Source organism: Mycobacterium sp., from assembly GCF_035274705.1.
In the GTDB taxonomy this organism is placed as follows: Bacteria; Actinomycetota; Actinomycetes; order Mycobacteriales; family Mycobacteriaceae; genus Mycobacterium.
The window spans coordinates 1-24,580 of the sequence record NZ_DATENY010000058.1 but is presented as its reverse complement, the minus strand read 5'-3'; the positions used below and the strand labels follow the sequence as shown (position 1 = coordinate 24,580).

The following is a 24,580-nucleotide window of genomic DNA, read 5'->3' as shown; positions in this document are numbered from 1 at the left end:
AAGGGTCAGGCGATGCGGTCGATGCTGGCCAACTGCGTCGCAAGCTGTTCGCGGGCGACTTCCGCGTCGTAGTGGGCCTGCATGTTGATGAAGAACATGTCGGTCAGCCCCAGCGCGCGTGACAGCCGCAGCGCGGTGTCGGCGCTGATTCCCCGCTTGCCGTGGACGATCTCGTTGATGCGCCTAGGTGGCACATCGATCGCCTTGGCGATCCGGTACTGCGAGATGCCCATTGGCTCCAGGAACTCAGTCAAGAGAATCTCACCAGGATGGGTGGGTGCGAAGTCTGCCATCGGTTTCTCCTCTCTAGTGGTAGTCGACCAGCTCGACGTTCCCGGCGCCGGCGGTGCTCCAGGTGAAGCAGATTCGCCACTGGTCGTTGACGCGAACGCTGTACTGGCCTGCGCGATTGCTGCTCAGCTTCTCCAGTCGGTTGCCGGGCGGCACGCGTAGGTCGTTGATGCTCTCAGCGGCGTTGATGAGAACAAGCTTGTTGTAGGTGAGTCTGCTGAGCTCCCGGCTGAGCTTCTTGACGTAGCGGCGCTGCCAGATCGCCTCGGTGTCCTTATCCCGGAAGGAGCGGATCACCCGTCAATGATAACGCAGTGCGTTATTAACGCCAAGCGTTATCAACCGAGGCGCCCGAAAATTACCGTATGGAGCAGTCCGTAGGACGAATTGCAGTGGTGGAACACCGTCCATCACGAGGGGGTCGCATGACCCACATACACTCCCCCATCCCCTGGGCCGGCGAGCCCTATCACCCCTCGACGTTGAGCGCCCTGTGGCGGGCGGCCATCCGCAATCTCGACGTGCCCCAGATCCGGCTGCACGACGCGCGCCGCACGTGCGCCACCCTCATGCATCTGCAGGGCGTGCCCATCGCCCTCGTCGCGGCCTGGCTCGGCCACGCCGACATCTCTTTCACCATGCGCACGTAGGTTCGTGCCCAGCCCGAGGCGCTGGAACTCGCGGCGCGCCGCTTTGCTCCGCCGACCGCCCATTCTGCGGACTGAACGCCTCGCACATGCGTGCGGTGGTATCCACGACAATCTCGTAACAATCTGTGACAATTTTGGTCTTGCCGAACACTTGTACGACCGACGCGAAATCTAAACAGCGAGGTCAGAGACCCATTTTGTGGTCGGGCTGACAGGATTTGAACCTGCGACCACTTGACCCCCAGGAAGTAGCGGTAGCCCATTTCTGCAGGTCATCTCCAGCGGTAGGCCGTTGTGGGTCTATGCACGGGGTGCACGGACGCGCACGTCGTTCACCATCGCGCGCACCGTGCGGTCCCCGAATGGTCCCCAATCGGGCGGGCCCAATGACACAGATCGTGTAGCACATCGCGCGCCAATTTCGTGTGACCCAGGATGGTGTTCTGTGTGGGCTGGCGTCAGTGGGCAAGGTCTGTGCGGGGCGATCGCCGGTATATCGACGACAGCCAAATACGAACTGCGGCACCGTGAATGTTCCTCCTCGTCGTTGGAGATTTCTCGAATCCGACATTTTCTACCCGTGGTGACGCGTACGGTTCCGGATCGGATGGGCCTATAAGTCTCGAAGTCGGAAGAGCTTTGGGCTTCAGAAGTTTGAGGCATTGCTTATGCGGATCGTCGTCGACCTGAATCGCTGCCTGGGGTATGCCCAGTGCGTCCCGCTCGCGCCCGAGGTTCTCAAGCTCAAGGGTGAAGAGGCGTTGACCTACGACCCCAATCCAGATGACAGTCAACGTCAGCGGGTGTTGCGTGCCGCGGCCTCGTGCCCGGTGCAGGCGATCATCGTCGACCAGTTAGACGACGAGTAGTAGGTAGGCATGGGCAAGGGAAGTGCCGTCAGCGAGAACGGCCGCATCGTCATTGTCGGTGCCTCATTGGCCGGGCTCCGCGCGGCCGAGGCGCTGCGCAAGGAGGGCTTCCTTGGGCGTCTGACCATCATCGGTGATGAACCGGACGAGCCGTATGACCGGCCACCGCTGTCCAAGCAGGTACTCGCCGGATGGGTACGCGCAGACGCGACGAAACTGCCGCGGATGTGCGACGTTGATGCCGAATGGCGACTCGGTGTGGCCGCAACCGGTCTGGACAGGGTCAACGGGTTTGTGCGCTTGGCCGATGGCACCGAGATCGAGGGAGACGCGCTGCTGATCGCGACGGGGGTGCGATCGCGGAAATGGCCCAACCCGGATGAAGCGACCCTCGAGGGCGTCTACACCCTGCGCACCAGCGCCGACGCAGCGGCGCTGCAGGCAGCCTTGGCTGCCAACCCGCGGCGGGTACTGATCATCGGGTCAGGTTTCATCGGATCGGAAGTAGCCTCGGTGTGCCGGGACTTAGGACTTGCGGTCACCGTTGCAGAACGCGGCCCAGCTCCGCTCTCCGGTCCGCTGGGCGGAGTGATCGGCAGGATCGCCGCCGACATGCAGCGCGAGGCCGGGGTGGATCTTCGCACCGGAGTCTCGGTTCTGGCGATGGAAGGCGACGCGAGTGGGCACGTGAGGCGAGCACGCTTGTCCGACGGCAGCACCCTTGACGTCGATGTGGTGGTGACCTCGCTGGGGTCGATCCGCAATATCGAGTGGCTCGATGGGGCCGGGCTCGCCGCCGGATTCTGGGGTGTGGGGTGCGACGCCGGCTGCCGCGTGTTCGATGTCAACGGCGTAGTCACCAACCGCATCTTCGTTGCCGGCGACATCGCACGTGCACCACACGTGCTCTACGACTACGAGTTTCTGGCGATGGAGCACTGGGACAACGCGGTGCTGGGCGCCCAAGTCGCCGCCCACAACATGGTGTGCGATGAGACGGACCGCTGGGCACATCTGATGATCCCGCAGTTCTGGTCGGGCCAATTCGGCATCAACATCAAGTCCGTCGGGGTGCCCTCGTACGGCGACGACATCATGTTCACCCAGGGCTCGATCAAGGAGCGCAGGTTCGCCGCGGCCTACGGACGGCGGGGGCGCATCGTCGGCGCTGTCACCTTCAACCACGGCAAGTGGATTCCCTACTACGAGGCGCAGATTGCGCGTTCGGCACCATTTCCGCCGAATCCGGCCGGTTCCGATTTCCCCGAGGACATGCGGGTGATGCCGGCCGACTTCCCGGCCCGCGGCGTGCCCACCGAGACCCCGGACGTGGTGCTGACGGGTCACGATCCCGCCGAGCGCCGGGCCGAGTTCCGGCCGCGCCGGGGCAGACCGACCTGACAGTCAAAGACCCAGAAAGACACCGTGATTCAGCCAAGGGAAGCGTTATGACGCCCGAAGAGGCCTGGAACGAGGCCATGAAACTGGAGAACCGCGCCGATCCGTATCCGTTCTTCGACGAACTTCGCAGGACTCCGGTCGTGCGGGTGACCAATGGCGTCTACGCCGTCACGGGGTACGAGGAACTAATCACACTGGCGCACGACCCGCGGGTGAGCTCTGATATGCGCAGAAGTCCGCTCGGCGCGCGCCCCCGCGAAGTCGTCGACCCCGCGGTCGCGGAGATGGTCGAACAGTACGGGCAGGACTTGAGCTTCATCCAGCAGGATCCGCCCGACCACGACCGGGCCCGCCGCTCGTGCATGCGCTACTTCGGACCGCCCCACTCACCGGAGGTGATTCCGAGCCAGGAGCCGCTGTGTCAGCGGATCGTCAACGACCTCCTCGACACCGCGATGGGCAAGACCCGCATCGACGTGGTCGACGAGTTCGCCTATCGGCTCCCGGTCGACGTGATTTGCCACATTTTGGGTGTGCCGGTCGAGGACGAGCCCCAATTGCATACTTGGGTCGCCGACGCGATGGCCGGCGTGTTCGACCTGGGTCCCGAGATCGAAACCGAGGAGGGCCAGATCCGGCGCGCCAAGGGCGTCGAGGCCGGTCAGGAATTGAAGAAATACATCATCGGGCTGGTCGAGCGTGCCGCGAAATCCCCTTGTCCTGGCATGATTTCGCAGTTGGTGCACGACGACGGACCTGATGGGCCGATGTCGCCCAGTGAGATTGTGAACAACACGATCCTGCTGTTCGTCGCCGGTCACGACTCGACGGTCAACCTGATCTCCCACTGCGTTCTCACCGTGCTGCGCAACCCGTGGTCCATCGAGTTGCTGCGCAGCCGGCCGGAGTTGATTCCCGCCGCCATCGAGGAAGTGTTGCGGCTGCAGTCCTCGGTGCAGTTCTTCCCGAGCCGCTCGGCGCTGGCCGACATCGAGATTGCCGGCACCACAATCCCCAAAGGATCGCCCATCCTCCTGATGTACGGCGCTGCCAACCGCGACCCACGGCGCTTCCCCGACCCCAACACCTTCGACCCTGAGCGCAAAGACAACGAGCACGTGGGCTGGGGGCGCAGCATTCACGTCTGCTTCGGCGGTCCGCTTGCCCGCCTGGAAGTCAACACCGCGTTCGAGGCATTCCTGCGCCGGGTGGAAAACCCACGGCTCGTGGAGGATCCGCCACCGTACCGAATTAGTCAGGTGTTCCGCGGACCGCGGCATGTGTTCGTCGATTTCGACGAGATCCGAGCCCGCGTCCTGGCTGGTGACTGACCCGTCCACACGACCCCCGTCGAAGCGAACCCGCCGACAGCAAGCCAAGTTGCGCGCATTACGCACTTGACCCGCGGACAAGTGCGCTACGGCAAGCCCGAAGGTCGAGATCTGTGGTCCCAACCGGCTCAAAGCTAAACCAGCCATAGAGGTACTTCGGGCCATTGTCGCAGGTTAAAGCCTATTTCTCATTGTCGGGCTGACAGGATTTGAACCTGCGACCACTTGACCCCCAGTCAAGTGCGCTACCAAACTGCGCCACAGCCCGCGGTGCCGCCGGGATTGCCGGCAGCGACTCGAAAGCCTACCGCAATCCCCACCCGTCTCACTAAACGGTAAGCAGCCGATAGAGCCCGATCAGGCCGACCACCACGATCACTGCGCGCAGTGCATTCGGTGACAGCCGTCGCCCGTAGTGCGCGCCGAGGAATCCGCCTATCAGCGAGCCCACTGCTATCAAGCCAGCGGCCAGCCAGCTGATCCGATCGAAGGCCACCGCCGTATATGCCACCGCCGCAACGATATTCACGACCAGCGAGAGCAGGTTCTTAGCCGCATTCATCCGCTGCATGTCCTCCGGCAGCAGCGCGCCCATCGCGGCGATCAGCATGATGCCCTGCGCAGCCGTGAAGTACCCGCCGTAGACCCCAATTGCGAACGTCGCGAAGACCAACGCCGCCATCCGACCCGGCGAGATGTGCTCGGCCGACCGGCCCGCCTCCTCCGCCCGCCGACGCGCATACGCCTGAATCCGCGGACCGACGACCACCAGGATCAGCGCGATGATCAGCAGCACCGGCACCACCTGGGTGAAGACTTTTTCCGGCAGGTGCAGCAGCAGCCACGCGCCCAGCGCCGCGCCCGTCAGCGACGCAGGGAGTTGCCATGCCAACCGATTCCACTGGCCACGCAGCTCACGCCGATATCCCCAGGTGCCTGATGCGCTGCCGGCGACCAGACCCACGGCATTCGACATCGTCGACGTCACTGGCGGATAGCCCAGCGCCACGAGTGTGGGAAACGTGATCAGCGTGCCGGAACCGACGACGGCATTGATGGCACCTGCCCCGACGCCCGCCAACGCGATCAGAATCATGTCGACGACGGGCACTAGCGCAACCCTAGTAGACCGGATTCGGCGCGCTCACACGCGCTCAGCGCCGGTGAGCGCGCCGAAATCGCTCAGCGAGAGCGTGCGCCCCTCTTCTCGCGCACCCTCACGTTGATCCGGATCGGGCTGCCCTCGAAGCCGAACGTCTCGCGCAGCCGTCGCTCCAGGAACCGCCGATACCCTGCCTCCAGGAAGCCCGTCGTAAACAGCACGAACGTCGGCGGCCGCGCGGTCGCCTGGGTCGCGAACAAGATGCGGGGCTGCTTGCCACCACGGACTGGCGGCGGGTGAGCCGCGACGATTTCCTTCAAGAACGTGTTCAACCGTCCCGTCGACACACGCATGTCCCACGACTCCAGCGCCGTCTCCAGCGCCGGCGCCAGCTTCTGCACCGCCCGGCCCGTCATCGCCGAGATGTTCACCCGCGGCGCCCACTGCAGCTGCGCGAGTTCACGGTCGATCTCCCGATCGAGCAGATAGCGCCGGTCCTCGTCGACCAAGTCCCACTTGTTGAACGCCAGCACCAGCGCCCGGCCCGCCTCGATCACCATCGACAGCACGCGTTGGTCCTGCTCGGTCAACGGCTGCGACGCATCGATCAAAACGATGGCCACCTCGGCGGCGTCGATCGCACCGTGCGTGCGCACTGATGCATAGAACTCGTGCCCACTGGCTTGTCCGACCTTGCGGCGCAAACCAGCCGTATCGACGAAACGCCAGATCTTGCCGTCCATTTCGATCAGCGAGTCGACGGGGTCCACGGTGGTTCCTGCGACATCGTGCACGACCGAGCGCTCGTCGCCGGCAAGGCGATTCAGCAACGAGCTCTTGCCGACATTCGGTTTGCCCACCAACGCGACTCGGCGCGGGCCTCCCCCGCCCGATGCCATTTCCGATACTGCCGGCAGGGCCTCGACCACCTCATCGAGCAGATCCGCCACGCCGCGGCCGTGCATCGCGCTGATCGGATGCGGCTCCCCCAGCCCCAACGACCACAATTCTGCGGCGTCAGCCTCCCCACGTTCGGAGTCAACCTTGTTGGCTGCCAAGAACACTGGCTTGCCCGAGCGCTGCAACAAGCGCGCCGCCGCCTCGTCGGCCGTCGTCGCGCCCACCACCGTGTCGACCACAAAGATGATCGCGTCCGCGGTGCGCATCGCCACCGACGCCTGTTCGGCCACCAACTGCTGCAAGCCTTTTGCGTCCGGTTCCCAGCCGCCGGTGTCCTGCACGACGAACCGCCGCCCCGACCACAGCGCGTCATAGGACACTCGGTCGCGCGTGACGCCCGGCACGTCCTGCACCACCGCTTCACGACGGCCAAGGATCCGGTTCACGAGGGTGGATTTCCCGACGTTCGGCCGACCGACGACTGCCACCACTGGCGGCGCCGCAGCGGCCTCCTCGATGGCCTCGGCGACGTCTTCCGCGCCGAGCTCCCAGTCGCTTTCGTCAGACCACGTGCCTTCACTCATCGCGACACCCCCGCGCGCTGCTTCACGAGTTCCAGCAGATGCGCGACGACCTCGGGCTCGGTCATGTCGCTGGTGTCGACCACCAGCGCATCGTCTGCCGCCCGCAACGGCGACACTGGACGCGTCGAGTCCAGATGATCCCGCCGCTTCACGTCGGCCAGCACCGCCTCGTAGTCGTCACCCAATCCCGACGCGATGTTCTGGTCGTTGCGCCGCCGCGCCCGTTCCTCGGCCGACGCCGTCAGAAAGATCTTGACGTCCGCGTCGGGCAGCACCACCGTGCCGATATCACGGCCCTCCACCACGACGCTCCCCTGACCTGCCGCCAGTTCGCGTTGCAGTCCCACCAAGCGTGCACGTACGGCCGGCACCGCCGACACTGCGGACACGGCTTTGGTTACCTCATCGCCGCGAATTTCGCCCGAAACATCTTCTGCGTCAAGGTAAGCCCGGTCCTCATCGGGGTCGTAGCTCACCGACAGCGGTACATCCGCTGTGGCCGCTTCGATTCCCGGCGTATCAGCCAAGTCGACGCCGGCCCGCAGGACCGCCAGCGTCACGATGCGGTACATCGCCCCGGTGTCCAGATAGCGAGCACCCAGAGATCGCGCCAAACCCCGTGACACCGAGGACTTTCCGGTTCCGGCGGGCCCGTCCACCGCCACCGTCAGCGACCCGCTCACAAACCCACCGCCTTGTACAGCTCGCCGATCTCCTTGCGGGTCAACACCCGGATGCTGCCGGGCCGCTGCTCGCCCAGCGACACCGTACCGATATCGGTGCGCACCAGTTCCTGCACCGGAAAGCCGACCTCCGCCAGCAGCCGGCGCACGATCCGTTTGCGTCCCTCGTGCAGCGTCACCCGCACCAGACTTTTACCGGGTACCGCGTCTACCACCGCGAAATCGTCGACATGCGCGGGCCCGTCGTCCAATTCGACGCCGTCTCGCAGCTTGCGGCCCAGCCCACGCGGAACCTTGCCGATAACCGTGGCCAAGTAGGTCTTCGGCACCTCGAACGACGGATGCATCAACCGGTGCGCCAATTCGCCGTCGTTGGTCAACAGCATCAATCCTTCGGTGTCGGCGTCCAGGCGCCCGACATGAAACAGCTTCTTGTTCCCCCGGACTCGGTGCTCGACCAGATCACCGACACACGGCCGGCCGCGGTCATCGGACATCGTCGAGTGCATGCCCCGCGGTTTGTTGATCGCCAGATGTACCAACGTGTCGTCGATCATCACGCGGGCCCCGTCGACGCGGATCACAGACACATCAGGGTCAACTCGCGTGCCCAGCTCGGTGACAATGCGATCGTCGACCTCCACGCGGCCGTCGAGAATCATTTTCTCAGCGACGCGGCGCGAGGCAATTCCGGCCTGCGACAGCACTTTCTGCAGACGCACGCCCTCGGAATCGGTCATCTCACTCCTGGTCCACGTCGAAGGACATCGGCGCCTCGGCGGCGGGCACCCCGCTGAGCTTCATGAAACGTGGCTCTTCACCGAGGGTTTCGCTCAGATCGTCGATCATGTCGACGTCCGGCAACAACGGCGCGATGTCCGGCAAATCGGCCAGCGACGTCAATCCCAGCCGCTCCAAGAACAGTTCGGTCGTCGCAAACGTCACCGCGCCCGAGTCGGGATCGGCGCCGGCCTCGGTGATCAGCCCGCGCGCCAGCAGCGTACGCATCACCGCATCAACGTTGACACCGCGCACCGCGCTGACCCGCGCCCGCGTCACCGGTTGCCGGTACGCGACCACGGCCAAGGTCTCCAGCGCCGCCCGGGTCAGCTTCGAGCGGGCACCGTCGAGCAGCAGCCGCTCCACGTACGGCGCGAACCGCGCGCGGGTGTACATCCGCCAGCCGCCGCCTGCTTCCCGCAGATCGATGCCGCTCTCCCGGGCGTTCAGTTCCTCGGCCATCAACTGCAGTTTGGCCGCGATCCGATAGGCGGGCTGGTCGATCGCGGCGGCGAGCTGGTCGACCGTCACGGGCGTGTCCACCACCAGCAACAGCGCCTCGAGCACCGCACCGAGTTCGGAATCCTCCAGCTCCGGCGCGGTCGCGACATCGATGCCGAGGTCGAGATCCGCCGGAATGTCGTGAGTCTCCGCCAGAAAATCGTCAGTCATCAGCGTCTTCTACTTCCACCGCGTCCGCAGTAGCCAGGTGTTCGTTGGTTGGCCGTTCTCCGGTCCACGAAACCTGGAGCACACCAAGCGGTTCTGATTGTTCGAATGCTACCGCCCGCGCCCGATACAGCTCGAGCAGCGCCAGGAACCGGCCGACGATCTCGATCGGCGTCTGGCAGTCTGCCACCAGGTCACGAAACGACGCCCAGTGCCCGATCCCGCGGCTCTCCAGCAGCGCCATCAGATTCCCGACCTGCTCGGGCACCGACACGATGACCTGGTGCAGGTGCTCGGTGCCGACCGACGGTATCGGGCGCGGCGTGAATGCCGCCGCGGCGATCTGCGCGAAGGCCTCGGCGTCGACGCCGATCATCACCTCGGGCAGCAGTTCCTCGTAGCGCTTCTCCAGCGACACCGCACGCGGATAGCTGCGCAGGGCCGCGGCCTCGAGCTCGGCGAACATCTCCGCGACATGCTTGAAGGCCCGGTACTGCAGTAGTCGCGCGAACAGCAGGTCGCGCACCTCCAGCAGCGCAAGATCCTCCTCGTCGTGTACCTCGCCGGCAGGCAGCAGTCGCGCGGCCTTGAGATCCAGGAGGGTGGCCGCGACGACGAGGAACGCCGTGGTCTCCTCGAGTTCCAACTGCCGCCCGATCTCCTTGGTGTAGGCGATGAAGTCGTCGGTCACCTGATGCAACGCCACCTCGGTGACGTCGAGCCGGTGCCCGAAGATCAGCTGCAGCAGCAGATCGAACGGTCCCTCGAAATTGCTCAGCCGGACCTGGAAACCTGCCTGCTGCTGGTCGGAGTTCGATGTCGCCGCCTCCGCGGCTCCGGCCTCTGTTACCGGTTCGGTCACGCGCCGAACCGGTCGATGACCTCGCGCGCCAACGATCGATACGCTTCGGCCCCACCGGATTTCGGCGCCCATGTGGTGATCGGCTCGCCAGCGACACTCGTCTCGGGGAAGCGCACCGTACGGGTGATGACGGTGTCGAACACCAGGTCGCCGAAGCGCTCCAGCACACGGGCCATCACTTCGCGCGAGTTGACGGTGCGCGGGTCGTATCGGGTGATCAGGATGCCGCTGATCGACAGCTTCGGGTTGAGGCGGTCGTGCACCTTGTCGACGGTGTCGGTCAGCAGCGCCAGCCCGCGCAGCGAGAAGTACTCGCATTCGGTCGGGATGATCACGCCGTCGCTGCACGCCAGCCCGTTCACGGTGAGCAGGCCCAGCGACGGCTGGCAATCGATCAGCACGTAGTCGTAGCGGTCCAGCACCGGATACAGCGAGCGGGCCAGCGACTGCTCGCGGCCGACCTCGTTGACCAGCTGGATCTCCGCCGCGGACAGGTCGATGTTGCTGGGCACCAGGTCCATGCCAGGGACCCGCGTGTGGATCAGCACATCGTCGATCGACACCCGCGGCTCGACCAGCAGATTGTGGATGGTGTGCTCGAGCTCGTAGTGCGGCACACCAAGCCCCGCCGACAGCGCGCCCTGCGGGTCGAGGTCGACCAATAACACCCGTCGGCCGTACTCGGCCAGGCTGGCGCCGAGGTTGATGGTCGACGTCGTCTTGCCGACGCCGCCCTTTTGGTTGCACATCGCGATGACCTTGGCCGGGCCGTGCACGCTCTTCGGCCTGGGCTCAGGAATGGCCCGCTGCGGACGGCCGGTCAGACTTGTGCTGTCTGCCGGTCCCGCGGTCGCTCCGTCGTCGGTCATGCCCGACCATCGCTGGTCAGACAACCCACAGACATCGCGAACATCCGGGCAAGTTTAACGGGACGCGCTTTCCTGGTCTGGCAGACCCGCGGGCAACCTGCAACCCAATCTGCCTGGCCCGAAGCCTAGGGTGGCAGCCATGAGCCTGAAGGCACGGTTACCGTTCCTTCGCTGGTCGTTGTGGCGAGGCGCGCTGGGCATGCCGGGCTTCCTCAAGAGGGGTCAGATCGGCGACGGCCGGGAGGAGGCGTGCGCCGCGTTCGTCGAAGCCAATGCCCGCCGCGGCGACATCGATGACGTGCTGGCAACCATCGACAAGTTCGCATATGAGAAGTCGGTGCTGATGAACGTCGGCGACGAGAAAGGCGCCCTGCTCGACACCGCCGTGCGCCGCGCCAACACCGGCCTCGCCCTGGAACTCGGCACCTACTGTGGCTACGGCTCGCTGCGCATCGCGCGAGCGGCGCCGGCCGCCAAGGTCTACTCCGTCGAGTTCGCGGCCGCGAATGCCGAAGTCGCGCGCCGTATTTGGGCACATGCCGGCGTCGACGACCGCGTCACCTGTGTGGTGGGCACTATCGGCGACGGCGGGCGCACGCTCGACGACCTGGCCAACGAGCACGGCTTCTCCGCCGGCCAACTGGACCTGTTGTTCATCGACCACGACAAGAGCGCGTATCTGTCGGATCTGCAAAGCATCCTCGACCGGGGCTGGCTGCATCGGGGTGCCATCGTCGTAGCGGACAACGTTCGCATTCCCGGCGCGCCCAAATACCGCGAGTACATGCGCGAGCAGCAGGGCAAGCTCTTCACCACCATCGAGCACAAGACGCACCTTGAGTACCAGACGCTGGTCTCCGACTTGGTGCTGGAGTCGGAGTACCTCGGCTAACGCAGCTCGTTCGCGATCCGCTTGGCCATGCGCTTGGACTGCTTGGCCATGTAGCCGATCAACGACGGCCGGGCGTCATATCCGAGGAACCGCAGGCCCGGAGCGGCCGGGCGGTGCCCCTGCGCAACCGGCTTGCCGTTCGCATCGAGCACACCGAGGTGCCCGGCCAACGGCTCCAGACCGCGGCGGTACCCGGTGGCCAGCACGACGGCGTGTGCGTCGATGCGAGATCGGTCGGCAAGGACGACCTCGTCGCCGTCGAACGATTCGACGGTCGCGGTCACCTCGATGGACCCGTCCTTGACCGCGTTGATGACCTCTATGTCGACGATTGCGGGCACCTGATCGAGCCGCTTCAGGAGCGAGAACAGTCCCTCGTCCGGAATCGGAAGACCGTATTCGCTCAGGTCAGCGAGATCCGCGTGACGTGCCCTACGGCTGATCGCGTCGGCGATCCGGACCGGCGCGTGAAACAGCGGACGTGCGAGCAGGTCGCCGGGCAGCCCGCCCGGCAGTGACCGCGGCAGGATGTTCGGCGGAGTGCGGACCGCCAGCCATACTTTGGCCGCTCCTGTACTGGCGAGATCGTGGGCGATCTCCATTCCCGACGATCCGCAGCCGACCACCAACACGTTCTTGCCCCAAAACGGCTCCGGACTGCGATACGCCGACGAGTGCAGCATCGCGCCGGTGAACCCGTCGGCTCCCGGCCACTGCGGCACCCGTGGGGTGTGCGCATTGCCGTTGGCGACCACGACCTGCCGCGCGTCGATATCGCCGGCCGAGGTCGACAGCCGCCACCCGTCGCGGCGACGGTCGACGCGTTCGACCTCGGTGCCCAGCCGCAGGTCGATTCCCTGTTCACGGGCGTGCCGGTCGAGGTGAGCGACGACGTCGTCACGGCTAGGGAACATCGGAGTTCCCTTCGGATACGGCCGGTTCGGCAAGTGTGAGAACGGCCTACCGGTGTTCAGTTTGAGCCGGTCGTATCGCCCTCGCCACGCCGAACCCACCTGGTCGGCCCGGTCGATCAGCAGCGGTCGCACGCCTCGGTCCCGCAAGCTGACCGCCACCGCTACGCCTGCCGGGCCCGCTCCGATAACGGCAACGTCGGTCATACCCGAGTCCAACGATCGACGGCGGCCGGCCGTTCAACGCGCCCGCGGATGAGCACCGGCCCAGACCTCTCGTAGCGCGTGCACGGTGACCATCGTGTAGATCTGCGTGGTCGTCACCGATGCATGCCCGAGCAGCTCCTGCACGACCCGCACGTCGGCGCCGCCGTCGAGCAGATGAGTCGCGAACGAATGCCGCAGCACGTGCGGCGACACCGCGGCGGTGATGCCCGCCCGCTCAGCGGCGTCCTGCAGCACCTGCCACGCACTCTGGCGCGACAGCCGTCCGCCGCGAGCGTTGAGGAAGATCGCCGGTGTTCCCTTGCCTCGGCGGGCCAGATCCGGGCGACCGCGAACCAAATATGCGTCGAGTGCGGTGACGGCAGGCCTGCCGATCGGCACCAGCCGCTGCTTGCCGCCCTTGCCGCGCAGCAGCACTGATCGGGCCTGGGTGTCGATGTCGTCGAGGTCGAGGCCGACGGCCTCGGAGATCCGTGAACCCGTCGAATACAGCAGCTCGAGCAGCGCCCGGTTGCGCAGTGTGAGCGGTCCGTCGGCCTCACTGTCTCCGCCGGCGCCGTCGAGCAGCGCCAGCACCTCGTCGATGGTCAGGCTCTTGGGCAGGCGCCGGCTCGGTGTCGGCGGCTTGACGGCCCGGGCGACATCGGCCTCGGTGAATCCTTCGGATGCCGCGAAGCGGTGCAGTCCGCGCACGGCGATCAACGCCCGGGCCGCGGACACCGCCGACAGCGGCGTGGTTCCGGTATCGGGGTCGCCGCGCCGCAGCGACACCAGAAAATCGCTGACATCGGATTCGGTCACGGCGCCCAGATCGTCGATGCCGCGCAACGCCAAGTGTTCGGCATAACGGCGCAGATCGCGGCGATACGAGCTCAACGTGTTAGCAGCGACACCGCGTTCGATGGTGAGGTGATCGAGGTAGCCCTGCAGCTGGTCATCAAGTGGAGCGCGGAACGCGGATGAGTCGCTTGCCCGAAGAGCAGACGACGCATTCATCAGTGCCCCTTCCGCCGCGCGAATGCCGTCGGTCGGTCTGGCCATGGGGCGTCGACGGGCCGCAGCGTCGCATGGTCATGGACTGTGTGGGCGGCCATAATCCCGCCCACCGCAATCGAATTCACGATCTGGCCCGACAGCGCCATCTGAACGGCCTCGTCGAGCGGAATCCATCGCAGCGTGAGGTCGGCTTCCTCGTCGTGCGCGTCGGGGCGGCCGACGTCGCTCAGACCTGTCGCCAGGTACACCCGCACGCTTTCGTCGGAGAAGCCCGGCGTCGAGTCGAGGTCGACAAGGGTGTGCCAGTCGGTCGCGGAGAGCCCCGCCTCTTCCTTGAGTTCGCGTGCGGCAGTGACGTGGGGCGGCTCACCGCCGAGATCGAGCAGCCCGGCAGGCAGCTCCCACAACCGGCGGCCGAGCGGATGACGGTACTGGTAAACCAGCATCACCCGGTTGTCGTCGTCGAGTGCCAGAACCGCCACCGCGCCGTAGTGTTCGACGACTTCACGCCGGGCGGTGTTGCCGTGGGGCATGCGCACGTCGTCGGCGCGCAAGGCGAAAATTTTTCCGATGTAGAGGGTCTCGGATGAAACGGTCTCGAACTCGTGCTCAGCCACGGGCCGCGGGCTCTTGCAGCAGCTGCCCGACGTCCTCGGGATGCTCGATGCCGTTGGACCGCTGTTCGGGAATCTCCACCGGTAACCGCTCTGCAGCCTTGTACTCCAGTGACGCTCCGATGAATGCGACGAAAAGCGGATGCGGCCGGGTGGGCCTGCTCTTCAGTTCGGGGTGCGCCTGTGTGCCGACGATGAACGGATGGACGTCGGCGGCATACTCGACGAACTCGACCAGGTGCCCGTCCGGCGATGTGCCGGAGAACTTCAACCCGCTCTGCGCGATGCGGTCACGGTATTCGTTGTTCACCTCGTAGCGGTGTCGATGCCGCTCCGACACCTCGGTGGCACCGTAGGCCTGCGCCACAATCGAATCCGGTTCCAGCGCTGCGGGATAGGCACCAAGGCGCATCGTGCCGCCGAGGTCGGCCTCACCGGCCACGGCATCGCGCTGATCGGCCATCGTGGAGATCACCGGATCGGGTGTCTTCGGGTCGAATTCCGCAGAGTTCGCGTCGGTGAGCCCCACCGATCGGGCCGCCTCGATCACGATGCACTGCAAGCCGAGACAGAGTCCGAGCACGGGCAGCCCGCGCTTGCGGGCGTGATGGATGGCACCGATCTTGCCTTCGATGCCGCGGATGCCGAAGCCGCCGGGAATCAGCACACCATGCACGTCGGAGAGGGCGGTGGCGGCGCCGGTTTCGGTCTCACAGTCGTCGGAAGCCACCCAGCGCATCTCGACCTTGGCGCGATGCTTGAAGCCGCCCGCCCTCAACGCCTCGGCGACCGACAAGTAGGCGTCGGAGAGGTCAATGTACTTGCCTACCAACGCGATCCGCACGGTCTCCTGTGGCTCGTGCACACGCTGGAGCAGGTCGTTCCACTGGGTCCAGTCGACGTCACGGAACGGCAGGCTCAGCCGGCGCACCACGTAGGCGTCGAGTTCCTCGCGGTGCAACACCTTGGGGATGTCGTAGATAGACGGGGCGTCCGGAGTCGAGATCACGCCGTCGATGTCGACGTCGCACATGAGCGCGATCTTGTTCTTCAACGGTTCGGGGACGTCGCGGTCGCAGCGCAGGATCAGTGCGTCGGGACTGATTCCGATGCTGCGCAGCGCCGCGACCGAGTGCTGCGTGGGCTTGGTCTTGAGTTCGCCCGACGGCGCCATGTAGGGCACCAGCGAGCAGTGCAGGAAGAAGCAGTTCTCCCTGCCGACTTCGTGGCGGACTTGCCGTGCAGCTTCCAGGAATGGCAGGGACTCGATATCGCCAACGGTGCCGCCGATTTCGGTGATCACCACGTCGGGTCGATTGCCGTCGGGGTCGGGTGCGGCCATCGCCCGGATGCGGCTCTTGATCTCGTCGGTGATGTGCGGGATCACCTGGACCGTGTCGCCGAGATACTCGCCGCGGCGTTCCTTGGCGATCACCGACGAATACACCTGTCCTGTGGTGACATTGGCCGAACCCGACAGATTGCGGTCCAGGAACCGCTCATAGTGTCCGACGTCGAGGTCGGTCTCCGCGCCGTCCTCGGTGACGAACACCTCGCCATGCTGGAACGGGTTCATGGTGCCCGGGTCGACGTTGAGGTAGGGGTCGAGCTTTTGCATCGTCACCTGCAGGCCCCGCGCGGTGAGCAACTGCCCGAGGCTAGACGCCGTCAGACCCTTGCCGAGTGAAGAAACAACGCCACCCGTGACGAAAAGGTGCTTGGTGGCGGTTTGCGGGTGCTTGCGTAGCGCTGGCAAGGGCAACCTCCGTGACGACGGGCAGGGCTTACTTTTCTGGGCGGGAGCCCAGCTCGGGGCCTGCCGACCCACGGAACCCCACCCTAACACCGACGCCGACACGGCGTCGCTGACACGCCACTGGTCCCTATTGCGGGATCGTTACCAATGCCGCGCCCTGGCCGATGCCGTACCGGGCGGGTCGCCCACCGTTGATGAGGTCGCTCAGCGCGAGCACTGTGGTGATCTTGCCGGAGGTGCTGTCAGCGTCGTCGACCGTGCTGACCGCGGCACTCAGGCCGGCGTCGGACCTGGTCACTGCCACGGCGGCGGTGCCGGATGCGGAGCCGTCCCGCCCGGCGATCACCGTGCCGGAGCCGTGCGGGGCAAGTCCGGCCGCGAATCGGGCGACGGTGGCGCCCTGATTACCTGCATCGTCACCCAGTCCCGCGCCGGTCACGATCAGCGCGGTGTTGGCGGCTCCGATGTGCTGATTGCCGTACGTCACAAACCCGGTGTCGCGCAGCGCCGACAGCACGGTGCCGCGCGCAGCGTCGTCGACTACCTGCACCTTCGGATCCCTGTTGATCAGCAACGCAATTCCCAACAGATCGCCGGCCTGCGAACCCTGATCGACCGACGTCGTGCTGAGCTGCGCGCCGGCGGGCACGATCGGCGAGTTCACCACGGACAGCAGCTTCTCGGCGGAGTTGGCGTTGACGAATTCCTGCGTCAACGCGACCGTCCCGGTGACCGTTCCGCCCGCCTGGCCAACCATCCTCGACAACGCGTCGATGTCGTCGTCCTTGGCGTCCGGAGTGCGGAACAGCACCACGGATTTGCCTGCGAGCGCGCCATGCAAGACGCGCGGCGACATCTGTGCGTCGAATTCGCCTGCGGCGTTGAGTTTTTGGTTTAACGCATTCTTGTCGTCGGTGAGCGTGTTGATCTGGTTTTGCAGCTCGTGTTTGTCGTCACGCAGCCCGGACAGAAGTGTGTTGGACAGCAGACCCGACCCCAAAGCCACCCCGATGGCGAGGGCGAGGAATACCGCCGCAAGCGAAATCGCGTGTGTGCGTAGGGAAATCACAGTGTTCCACTCCTTGCGCGAGCACTCATCACCAACCTCCTAGGTGACGAGACCCTGGACCCACAGCGAGAACCGATTCCAGTAGTCGACGATCCAGTCGAGTACCGCGGCGTCGGCGCGCGACACCCACAACGCGGCGCTGACGGCGATCAGCATCGCCAGCACCAACAGGGCGATGGCCCCTCCGGACACCCGGCTGCGGTACAGAGTGGCTACGGCTTTGGCGTCCACCAGCTTCTCGCCGACCTTGAGCCGGGTCAGGAAGGTCGACGGGTTGCTCTGCTGGCGGGACCGGTCGAAGAACTCCTCGATGCTCGCGGTGTGACCGGCGGTGACGATCAGTGCTGCGCCGTGGTGATCGCACAGCAGCAGCGCGAGGTCGGCGGCCGAACCTGCGGCGGGGAATGTCATCGCTCCCACGCCGAGATCCTGGATCCGTTCAAGACCTGCGGCGTGCCCGTCGGCGTCCGCGGGCAGCACCACCTGCGCCCCGCACCGCAGCACGTCGGCGCTGATCTTGTCCGGGTCGCCGATGATGAGCTGGGGGCGGTAGCCGGCTTTGCGCAGCACGTCTGCGCCGGTACCGACGCCCACCAGGACCGGCTGATACTCCTTGATGAACGGTTTGAGCGCCTTCAGGTCTGTCGCAGCGCTGGGTTCCTCGGCGACGATCACGACGTGGCGGCGGCTGACGTCGACATCGATGTCGGGGATGCCGATGCCGTCGATCAGCAGCGGGCTCTCGCTGCGGATGAACTCGATGGTGTTGCCGGCGAAGGCCTCGAGATGCGCGACCAGACCGCTCTTGGCCTCGTGCATCAGCTCGTGGATCTCATGGTCGGTGCGCTCGGTGCCCAGGATCAGCCGGCGATCGCCGGAGTACACACCGCCCTCGTTCACGCGGACGCGTGCGCCGTCCTTCACCTTCTTGAACACCTCGGGACCGGTGTCGTCGATCAGCGTGATGCCGTTGGCGACCAGCACCTCGGGGCCGAGGTTGGGGTAACGCCCGGAAATCGACGGCGACGCGTTGACGACCGCGGCGACGTCGGCATCGACAAGGGCATCGGCGGTGATCCGGTCAAGATCCAGCGCGTCGATGACGACGATGTCACCGGGGCCGATACGTCGCAGCAGTCGATCGATGTCGCGGTCCACTCGGGCCGTGCCGGTGATTCCCGGCCGTGAGCTCGCAGTTCGGGTTAGCAGCGCTGACATCTTCATGGGGCTGATTCTGTCGAGGAACGACTCCCAAAACTGGGAGGCGCGCCGTAACACCAGCCACACAAGTACCTATTGTCACATCTGCAACAGGCGCGGATCAGCCCTTACGACGGTAAGTCAGGCGCTTTAATCGGCTTTCGCATCTGTTCGCGCAGCATCGAGCAGCTCACGGGCATGCGCCCGGCCGCTGTCGGATTCGCCGAGGCCGGCCAGCATGCGCGCCAGTTCGGCGATGCGCTCGTCATCGTCGAGGCTGCGGACCCCGCTCGACTTGTTGCGGCCGCTGCCACTGTCGACGACGAGGTGGACGTCGGCGTACGCGGCCACCTGCGGAAGGTGGGTGACGACGATGACTTGGTGGGTGCGGGCCAGCCTGGACAGACGTCGTCCGATCTGCACCGCGGCGCGTCCGCCGACCCCGGCGTCGACCTCGTCGAACACCATCGTGGTGCCCTCGGCCGACGCCGCCAGCACGACCTCCAGTGCGAGCATGACGCGTGACAGCTCGCCGCCGGACGCGCTCTTGCTCAGCGGCAGCACATCGGTGCCGCGGTGTGCGGCGAAACCGAACTCGACGGCGTCGACACCGTCGTGCCCGGCATGGACGGTCACGCCCGACGAAAGAGTGAGCGGCGCGGAGTCGTCAGCGCGGGCCGGCAGAGTATCGACGGAGACGGTGAACGCGGCGTCAGCCATCGCCAGGCCCGACAGCTCGGCGGTGACGGCCTTTGCAAGGCCCTTGGCGGCCTTGGCCCTTCCCTTGGTGAGTTCGGCTGCGGCGCTGACGACTTTGGCTTCGAGTTCACCGACTCGACGTTCGAGCTCGGTCAGCGCCTCCTCCGAGACATCGAGTTGCGCGAGACGTTCGCGGGACTCACGCGCCCACTGCAACACACCGTCGATGTCGGCGGCGTACTTGCGGGTGAGGGTGCGCAGCTCGCCCTGCCGGGCCAGCTTATTCTCCAAAGTGCTTGCATCACTGGGCAATTCGGCGAGATAGTCGCCGAGCTCGGTGGACACGTCAGCGATGATGGCCAATGCGCCGGTGAGCTGCTCGGCCAGCGCCTGGAGCGCGTTGTCGTCGGTGGCATCCAGCGCGGACTTCGCGTGGCCGACACCGTTGACCGCCGAGGCGCTGTCCGTGTCGGAGTCGTCGGCGCCCGAGAGCGCCGCGCGCGCAGCGTGAGCGGCTTCGCGCAGTGCGTCCAGTTCGGACAGCCGCCGAATATCGCTGACGAGCACATCGTCCTCACCGGGTTGCGGTGCGACGGCGTCGATTTCGTTGAGGCCGAACTTGAGCCGATCGGCCTCCTGCGCCAGCTCGCGGGCGCGCTGCTTGCGGTGTTCGAGGTCGCCGCGGGCGGCCAGCCAGTCGTCGCGCATGGTCCGGTAGCGCTTGAGTTGTGTTTCGACGTCGGCGAAGCGGTCAAGTGCCGCCCGCTGTTCGTCGGGCCGCATCAGCCGCAGCTGGTCGTTCTGGCCATGAAGCGCGAGTAGTTCGGTGGTGAAGGTGGACAGCGACTTGGCCGGCACGCTGCGGCCACCGAGGTAGGCGCGCGACGGCCCGTCACGGCTGACCGAGCGCGCGGCGATGATGCTTCCGTCGTCGTCGCGTTCGGCGCCTGACGAATCAAGGATAGTGTCGACATGGACAGCCACGCCGTCGGCGAGTTCGGTTGTGGTGAACCGTCCTTCGACAACGGCGCGGGCGGCGCCGGAGCGCACCCGGGTGGCGTCGGCGCGGGCGCCGCCGAGCAGGTGAAGACCCGTCACCACCATCGTCTTGCCGGTACCCGTTTCGCCGGTGAGCACGGTCAGCCCGCGGTCGAACTCGGCGGTCGCGGTGCTGATCGCTCCGAGCGACTCGATACGGATCTCGGCTAGCACTACTGTCCGCGCCACCCTGTGACCGGCAACCGGAACTTGCGCACCAGGCGGTCGGTGAATGGCGCGCTGTCCAGCCGCACCCACTTGAGCGGCGTGCCGCAGCGTGTCACCTCTAGCCGGCCGCCGGCCGGCACCACCATCTCGCGCCGGCCGTCGCAGAATACGAGCGCGTCGTGTCCGCCCGGCTCCACCTCGATCGCGATCGCGGCGTCCGGACTGGTCACCATTGGCCGGGCGAACAGCGCGTGAGCGTTGTTGGGCACCACCAGGATTGCCTCCAGATCCGGCCACACGATGGGGCCGCCGGCGGAGAACGCCCATGCGGTCGATCCGGTCGGCGTCGCCACCAGCACACCGTCGCAGCCGAACGACGACACCGGGCGTCCGTCGACCTCGAGGACCGCGCCGAGCACGCCCAGGCGCGGACCCTTTTCCAGGCTGGCTTCGTTGAGCGCCCAGCCCCGGTCGACGATTTCGCCGTTTGCGCGCACGACGACGTCGAGGGTCATGCGCTCCTCGACGCGGTAGTCACGTTTGATGACGTGCTCGAGCACCGTGTCGATGTGATCGGCTTCGGCCTCGGCGAGGAAGCCGATACGGCCGAGATTAACACCCAGCACCGGGATTTCGACGTTACGGGCCAGTTCGGCGGCGCGCAGGAAGGTGCCGTCGCCGCCGAGAACGATTACGAGTTCGCAGCCTTCGGCGGCCCGCTCATCGGCGTCGACCACCTCGATCTCCACGCCGAGCGCGCGCATATCGTGTGGCGAGAGGTGTACGGGCCCACGGTCGACGGCTTCGGCGGAAAGCACCCGAAGCCCAATACCGTTGTCGCCGAGCACTTTTTCCACGCGACGAGCGACCTCGGTGGCCTCGTCGCGTCCGGTGTGCACCACCAGCAGAATGGTGCGGTCGCACGTCATTGTGGGCCCTCCGCGACGGCCTGGCGCACTGCGTGCTCGAGCCGGTCGCCTTGCAACGGGTTCTCGGTGTTGGCGCGCAGCCGCAGGAAGTATTCGACGTTGCCGGACGGACCCGGAAGCGGGCTGGCAGTGACGCCGACGGTGTGCCACTGCAGGTCCGCAGCCCGGCGTGCGACAGCGAGCACAGCGTCCGCCCGCAACTGCGGGTCGGAGACGACTCCGCCCGCCCCGACGCGATCCTTGCCCACCTCGAACTGCGGCTTCACCATGGGAACAATATCGGCGTCGTCTGACGCGCACGCGGTCAGCGCGGGCAGCACCGTAGCCAGCGAGATGAACGAGAGGTCGGCGACGACGAGGTCGACAGGGCCGCCGATCGCGTCGGCGGTCAGCCCGCGGACGTTGGTGCGCTCGAGCACCGTCACCCGGGGGTCGTTGCGCAGGCTCCAGGCAAGCTGGCCGTAGCCGACATCGACGGCGACCACTTCACGGGCGCCGCGATCCAGCAATACCTCGGTGAATCCGCCGGTCGAGGCGCCGGCGTCGAGGCAGCGCAGGCCGTCGACCTCCTGGCCGAGGGCGTCGAGTGCACCGATCAGTTTGTGGGCGCCGCGCGACACCCAGGAGCGTTCGCCGGTTCCCTCCACCGTGAGGGCAGCGCTGACGGCGATCGCCGTCGCGGGCTTGGCTGCAGGCATTCCGTCGATGGTGACGCGCCCAGCACCGATCAACTCGGCGGCCTGCTGCCGTGATCGCGCCAGCCCGCGTCGCACCAATTCGGCGTCAACACGCGCGCGCCGGGTCACGTGGGCTCAGCCCTTCTCGACCGATTCCAGCGCCCGCACCAGCAGGTCGTGGGCTTCCTCGAGTCGCGCCGCGATGGTGTCGATGTCGGATTCGGCAAGTTGGTCGAAGTTCGAGCCTTCCTGCGCGGGGTCCGGCACGTCTGCCAGCAGTTCCGCGATCTGGGCACGAATCTGGTCGGGGTCGGTACTCATATCGCTGTTCACGCTAGCCGATCGGGCGGGGTCAGAGGGACCAGCGTTGGATGGCCTGTCGCGCAGTGTCGTCGCCCGCCATCACGGTTACCGGGCGCCCGTTGAGGTTGGCGTTCCACATCGCGCTCGCTGTGGCGCGGACAACCGACAGCGGGTCTCCCGGATCCCGGCCGGTTGACTGCACCGTCACGGCCGACGGTCCGACGTCGACGTACCACGCGGGGTGAGGCGCAATTCGGAGGGTGTCGGTTGGGGCGTAGAGCGACCGAAGGTCTTCGGCGATGTAGTTGGGCCGCTGCCCGACCACCGCGCGTACTGTCTCCGCGGCAGTGCTGACACCGCAGAGCACGAGCAGACTAGGCAGGCCGGCGGCGTTGGCGCCGGCGATGTCGGTATCGAGGCGGTCGCCGACCACTATCGGAGAACGAAACTTACCGCGCCCCAACGCATCCGTGAGCAGCGTCGGCTCCGGCTTGCCCGCGACCTGCGGTTCTCTGTCGGTGGCGGCGCGCAGCGCCGCGACCATTGCGCCGTTTCCTGGCAGCAGACCTCGTTCGGACGGCAGCGTCTTGTCGACATTCGCGGCGACCCACAGCGCTCCCGCGCGGATGGCCAGCGCCGCTTCCGCGAGGTCGGGCCATCCCGTCTGCGGCGAATGTCCTTGTACGACCGCGACGGGACCGTCGGACCACTGCCGGACGGGTTTGAGGCCCACTCTCCGGACCTCGGCGGCAAGCGAGTCGGTGCCGACGACGAGAACCGCGGCGCCGGGCTCCAATTGCTCTTGCAACAGGCGCGCCGCGCTTTGGGCGCTGGTGACTATGTCGTCGGGTTTGGCCGCAAACCCCATGGCGCACAGGTGCTCGGCCACCTCCTCTGGTCCCCGCGAGGCATTGTTGGTCACGAACAGTGCGCGAGACCGGACGACCTCTAGCGTCTCAACGGCACCAGGCGTGGGTTCGTGGCCGCGAAAGACGGTGCCGTCGAGGTCGAGAAGTAGGCAATCATGTTCCTGCGCAAGGGTACTCACCTCAGGGCAGCTCCGTGATCCGCTCTTCGGCGTCGGTTACGCCGTCGACATCTGCGGCCGCGGCCTTGATGAACCATTGCAACGCCTCGTCGTTGCGGCCGAGCGCCAGCAGCGTCTCGGCGTATGCGTAGAGGACCCGCGCGGCGGTCTGCCCGGTGCGCGCCGGATCCAGTTTCGGCGTCGACAGAAGTGCCAAGGCCTGCTCGTACTGCTCAAGGTCGGAGCGAGCGCCGGCCACGACGATGCGCAGCTCGTCGGCGTCGTCGCCGGTGAGGGCGGCGGCTTCGGGTGTGCGGGCCAGTTCGATCGCCCGCTCGGGGCGGCCGACACCTCGTTCACAGTCGGCGATCAGCGGCAGCAGCGGCGACTTGCTGCCCATTCGGCGGGCGGCGCGAAGCTCGGCGAGGGCCTGAGCCCAGTCACCGCAGTGGTACGCCGCGATGCCGACGGCCTCGCGTACCGCGGCGATGCGGCCGGACCGGGCGCGGGCGGCACGAGCGTGCGCCAACGCGGCTTCGGGATCCTCATCGAGGAGTTCACCCGCCGCAACGAGGTGCCGAGCTACGACGTCGGCCGTCGCCCGGTCCAAAGTGGTGAGCTCGCCACGGATTTCGGGCGACAGTTGCTTGGCCTCGATTTCGGGGGGAATCGGCGGGCCTTGGTGTCGCGGGGTGTCGCTCTCGGGTGTTGGCTGCGAGCGGCGGGCGCGATCAGGACCCGACGAACGCGGAGCCGCGCGTTGGTCCCGCGGCCCTCGCCGCGGGCCGCCCGCATCAGAGCCGCGCCTCGGACGGCGCTCGTTGCCGCCGCCTTGCCTGTCCTGGACCACGTATGCCTTTCTACCCGATGACGCCAGAATTGAGAATTCGAAATCAATTGTGGCCAAATAGAATCACCCCCCACGCAATTGTGGGGGGTGATCCTAATTTGTGTTCGGCGGTGTCCTACTTTTCCACCCGGGTTGGGTAGTATCATTGGCGCTGGCAGGCTTAGCTTCCGGGTTCGGGATGGGTCCGGGCGTTTCCCTGCCGCTATTGACCGCCGTAACTTTATTCACTTTTTTG

General features: G+C 66.3%; 26 protein-coding genes, 1 tRNA gene and 1 rRNA gene. 5 read left to right on the top strand and 23 right to left on the bottom strand.

Annotation, left to right across the window (positions count from 1 at the left end):
* Positions 1–5 precede the first annotated feature (5 nt).
* The gene (locus VJV41_RS13550) at positions 6–293 is read right to left on the bottom strand and encodes a HigA family addiction module antitoxin (RefSeq protein ID WP_325334500.1); all 288 of its coding nucleotides are present in this window, start codon (positions 291–293) and stop codon (positions 6–8) included.
* 13 nt (positions 294–306) lie between these two features.
* Positions 307–588, bottom strand: a complete 282-nt coding sequence (locus VJV41_RS13545; RefSeq protein WP_325334498.1) for a type II toxin-antitoxin system RelE/ParE family toxin — start codon at positions 586–588, stop codon at positions 307–309.
* A 128-nt stretch (positions 589–716) separates the two neighbouring features.
* Here VJV41_RS13545 and VJV41_RS13540 point away from each other — a divergent pair, with 128 nt between their 5' ends.
* The 4 genes from VJV41_RS13540 (at position 717) to VJV41_RS13525 (ending at position 4,542) form a co-directional block, all read left to right on the top strand.
* Positions 717–941 carry a tyrosine-type recombinase/integrase gene (locus VJV41_RS13540; RefSeq protein ID WP_325334495.1) on the top strand — a complete coding sequence of 75 codons (225 nt, stop codon included), beginning with the start codon at positions 717–719 and terminating at the stop codon, positions 939–941.
* 668 nt (positions 942–1,609) lie between these two features.
* On the top strand, positions 1,610–1,810 hold the full coding sequence (locus tag VJV41_RS13535; protein ID WP_325334493.1) for a ferredoxin: 201 nt from the start codon (positions 1,610–1,612) through the stop codon (positions 1,808–1,810).
* Positions 1,811–1,819: 9 nt separating this feature from the next.
* On the top strand, positions 1,820–3,211 hold the full coding sequence (locus tag VJV41_RS13530; RefSeq protein WP_325334491.1) for an FAD/NAD(P)-binding oxidoreductase: 1,392 nt from the start codon (positions 1,820–1,822) through the stop codon (positions 3,209–3,211).
* Positions 3,212–3,258: 47 nt separating this feature from the next.
* A complete protein-coding gene (locus VJV41_RS13525; RefSeq protein ID WP_325334489.1) occupies positions 3,259–4,542 on the top strand; it encodes a cytochrome P450 in 1,284 nt (427 codons plus the stop codon).
* Between the two features lie 194 nt (positions 4,543–4,736).
* Here the strand turns inward: VJV41_RS13525 and VJV41_RS13520 are convergent.
* The 8 genes from VJV41_RS13520 to VJV41_RS13485 form a co-directional block, all read right to left on the bottom strand.
* Positions 4,737–4,810 (bottom strand) — tRNA-Pro (locus VJV41_RS13520).
* Positions 4,811–4,870: 60 nt separating this feature from the next.
* On the bottom strand, positions 4,871–5,638 hold the full coding sequence (locus tag VJV41_RS13515) for a sulfite exporter TauE/SafE family protein (protein WP_325334505.1): 768 nt from the start codon (positions 5,636–5,638) through the stop codon (positions 4,871–4,873).
* A gap of 86 nt (positions 5,639–5,724) precedes the next feature.
* Positions 5,725–7,128, bottom strand: coding sequence for a ribosome biogenesis GTPase Der (der, locus tag VJV41_RS13510; protein WP_325334487.1), 1,404 nt, complete (start codon positions 7,126–7,128; stop codon positions 5,725–5,727).
* On the bottom strand, positions 7,125–7,811 hold the full coding sequence (gene cmk, locus VJV41_RS13505; protein ID WP_325334485.1) for a (d)CMP kinase: 687 nt from the start codon (positions 7,809–7,811) through the stop codon (positions 7,125–7,127). Before cmk ends, der begins: the two co-directional genes overlap by 4 nt.
* Positions 7,808–8,551 carry a pseudouridine synthase gene (locus VJV41_RS13500; RefSeq protein ID WP_325334483.1) on the bottom strand — a complete coding sequence of 248 codons (744 nt, stop codon included), beginning with the start codon at positions 8,549–8,551 and terminating at the stop codon, positions 7,808–7,810. Before VJV41_RS13500 ends, cmk begins: the two co-directional genes overlap by 4 nt.
* A gap of 1 nt (position 8,552) precedes the next feature.
* On the bottom strand, positions 8,553–9,263 hold the full coding sequence (scpB, locus tag VJV41_RS13495; RefSeq protein ID WP_325334481.1) for an SMC-Scp complex subunit ScpB: 711 nt from the start codon (positions 9,261–9,263) through the stop codon (positions 8,553–8,555).
* Positions 9,256–10,122, bottom strand: a complete 867-nt coding sequence (locus VJV41_RS13490) for a segregation/condensation protein A (RefSeq protein ID WP_414684948.1) — start codon at positions 10,120–10,122, stop codon at positions 9,256–9,258. Before VJV41_RS13490 ends, scpB begins: the two co-directional genes overlap by 8 nt.
* Entirely contained in the window at positions 10,119–10,991 is an 873-nt protein-coding gene (locus VJV41_RS13485; protein ID WP_325334479.1) for a ParA family protein, read from the bottom strand. Before VJV41_RS13485 ends, VJV41_RS13490 begins: the two co-directional genes overlap by 4 nt.
* Before the next feature lie 139 nt (positions 10,992–11,130).
* Between VJV41_RS13485 and VJV41_RS13480 the strand changes: the two genes are divergently transcribed.
* Positions 11,131–11,883, top strand: coding sequence for an O-methyltransferase (locus VJV41_RS13480; protein ID WP_325334477.1), 753 nt, complete (start codon positions 11,131–11,133; stop codon positions 11,881–11,883).
* Here the strand turns inward: VJV41_RS13480 and VJV41_RS13475 are convergent.
* The 13 genes from VJV41_RS13475 to rrf form a co-directional block, all read right to left on the bottom strand.
* Positions 11,880–13,001, bottom strand: a complete 1,122-nt coding sequence (locus tag VJV41_RS13475; RefSeq protein WP_325334475.1) for an NAD(P)/FAD-dependent oxidoreductase — start codon at positions 12,999–13,001, stop codon at positions 11,880–11,882. The two genes, VJV41_RS13480 and VJV41_RS13475, sit on opposite strands and share 4 nt — an antisense overlap.
* Before the next feature lie 33 nt (positions 13,002–13,034).
* Complete coding sequence (xerD, locus tag VJV41_RS13470) at positions 13,035–14,015, bottom strand: site-specific tyrosine recombinase XerD (RefSeq protein ID WP_325334473.1); 981 nt, start codon at positions 14,013–14,015, stop codon at positions 13,035–13,037.
* Positions 14,015–14,632, bottom strand: a complete 618-nt coding sequence (locus tag VJV41_RS13465) for an NUDIX hydrolase (RefSeq protein WP_325334471.1) — start codon at positions 14,630–14,632, stop codon at positions 14,015–14,017. Before VJV41_RS13465 ends, xerD begins: the two co-directional genes overlap by 1 nt.
* Complete coding sequence (locus VJV41_RS13460; RefSeq protein WP_325334469.1) at positions 14,625–16,385, bottom strand: CTP synthase; 1,761 nt, start codon at positions 16,383–16,385, stop codon at positions 14,625–14,627. Before VJV41_RS13460 ends, VJV41_RS13465 begins: the two co-directional genes overlap by 8 nt.
* Positions 16,386–16,512: 127 nt before the next feature.
* On the bottom strand, positions 16,513–17,454 hold the full coding sequence (locus VJV41_RS13455; protein ID WP_325334467.1) for a copper transporter: 942 nt from the start codon (positions 17,452–17,454) through the stop codon (positions 16,513–16,515).
* Positions 17,455–17,493: 39 nt separating this feature from the next.
* A complete protein-coding gene (gene steA / locus VJV41_RS13450) occupies positions 17,494–18,678 on the bottom strand; it encodes a putative cytokinetic ring protein SteA (RefSeq protein WP_325334465.1) in 1,185 nt (394 codons plus the stop codon).
* A gap of 126 nt (positions 18,679–18,804) precedes the next feature.
* Positions 18,805–20,565, bottom strand: coding sequence for a DNA repair protein RecN (gene recN, locus VJV41_RS13445; RefSeq protein ID WP_325334501.1), 1,761 nt, complete (start codon positions 20,563–20,565; stop codon positions 18,805–18,807).
* The gene (locus VJV41_RS13440; RefSeq protein ID WP_325334463.1) at positions 20,565–21,488 is read right to left on the bottom strand and encodes an NAD kinase; all 924 of its coding nucleotides are present in this window, start codon (positions 21,486–21,488) and stop codon (positions 20,565–20,567) included. Before VJV41_RS13440 ends, recN begins: the two co-directional genes overlap by 1 nt.
* Complete coding sequence (locus VJV41_RS13435) at positions 21,485–22,294, bottom strand: TlyA family RNA methyltransferase (RefSeq protein WP_325334461.1); 810 nt, start codon at positions 22,292–22,294, stop codon at positions 21,485–21,487. The genes VJV41_RS13440 and VJV41_RS13435 overlap by 4 nt, the downstream gene beginning before the upstream one ends.
* Positions 22,295–22,300: 6 nt before the next feature.
* Positions 22,301–22,486 carry a hypothetical protein gene (locus tag VJV41_RS13430; protein ID WP_325334459.1) on the bottom strand — a complete coding sequence of 62 codons (186 nt, stop codon included), beginning with the start codon at positions 22,484–22,486 and terminating at the stop codon, positions 22,301–22,303.
* Between the two features lie 31 nt (positions 22,487–22,517).
* Entirely contained in the window at positions 22,518–23,516 is a 999-nt protein-coding gene (locus VJV41_RS13425) for an HAD-IIA family hydrolase (RefSeq protein WP_325334457.1), read from the bottom strand.
* A gap of 1 nt (position 23,517) precedes the next feature.
* Entirely contained in the window at positions 23,518–24,345 is an 828-nt protein-coding gene (locus VJV41_RS13420) for a tetratricopeptide repeat protein (RefSeq protein WP_325334456.1), read from the bottom strand.
* A gap of 102 nt (positions 24,346–24,447) precedes the next feature.
* Positions 24,448–24,562: ribosomal RNA gene (gene rrf, locus VJV41_RS13415) — 5S ribosomal RNA — on the bottom strand.
* Between the last annotated feature and the right edge of the window lie 18 nt (positions 24,563–24,580).

Bases quoted from the DNA above. Each gene is read 5' to 3' on its own strand.
- VJV41_RS13550 (WP_325334500.1), bottom strand. From the start codon at position 293: ATGGCAGACTTCGCACCCACCCATCCTGGTGAGATTCTCTTGACTGAG.
- VJV41_RS13540 (WP_325334495.1), top strand. From the start codon at position 717: ATGACCCACATACACTCCCCCATCCCCTGGGCCGGCGAGCCCTATCAC.
- VJV41_RS13535 (WP_325334493.1), top strand. From the start codon at position 1,610: ATGCGGATCGTCGTCGACCTGAATCGCTGCCTGGGGTATGCCCAGTGC.
- VJV41_RS13530 (WP_325334491.1), top strand. From the start codon at position 1,820: ATGGGCAAGGGAAGTGCCGTCAGCGAGAACGGCCGCATCGTCATTGTC.
- VJV41_RS13525 (WP_325334489.1), top strand. From the start codon at position 3,259: ATGACGCCCGAAGAGGCCTGGAACGAGGCCATGAAACTGGAGAACCGC.
- VJV41_RS13515 (WP_325334505.1), bottom strand. From the start codon at position 5,638: ATGATTCTGATCGCGTTGGCGGGCGTCGGGGCAGGTGCCATCAATGCC.
- der (WP_325334487.1), bottom strand. From the start codon at position 7,128: ATGAGTGAAGGCACGTGGTCTGACGAAAGCGACTGGGAGCTCGGCGCG.
- VJV41_RS13500 (WP_325334483.1), bottom strand. From the start codon at position 8,551: ATGACCGATTCCGAGGGCGTGCGTCTGCAGAAAGTGCTGTCGCAGGCC.
- scpB (WP_325334481.1), bottom strand. From the start codon at position 9,263: ATGACTGACGATTTTCTGGCGGAGACTCACGACATTCCGGCGGATCTC.
- VJV41_RS13485 (WP_325334479.1), bottom strand. From the start codon at position 10,991: ATGACCGACGACGGAGCGACCGCGGGACCGGCAGACAGCACAAGTCTG.
- VJV41_RS13480 (WP_325334477.1), top strand. From the start codon at position 11,131: ATGAGCCTGAAGGCACGGTTACCGTTCCTTCGCTGGTCGTTGTGGCGA.
- VJV41_RS13475 (WP_325334475.1), bottom strand. From the start codon at position 13,001: ATGACCGACGTTGCCGTTATCGGAGCGGGCCCGGCAGGCGTAGCGGTG.
- xerD (WP_325334473.1), bottom strand. From the start codon at position 14,015: ATGAATGCGTCGTCTGCTCTTCGGGCAAGCGACTCATCCGCGTTCCGC.
- steA (WP_325334465.1), bottom strand. From the start codon at position 18,678: ATGAAGATGTCAGCGCTGCTAACCCGAACTGCGAGCTCACGGCCGGGA.
- VJV41_RS13440 (WP_325334463.1), bottom strand. From the start codon at position 21,488: ATGACGTGCGACCGCACCATTCTGCTGGTGGTGCACACCGGACGCGAC.
- VJV41_RS13430 (WP_325334459.1), bottom strand. From the start codon at position 22,486: ATGAGTACCGACCCCGACCAGATTCGTGCCCAGATCGCGGAACTGCTG.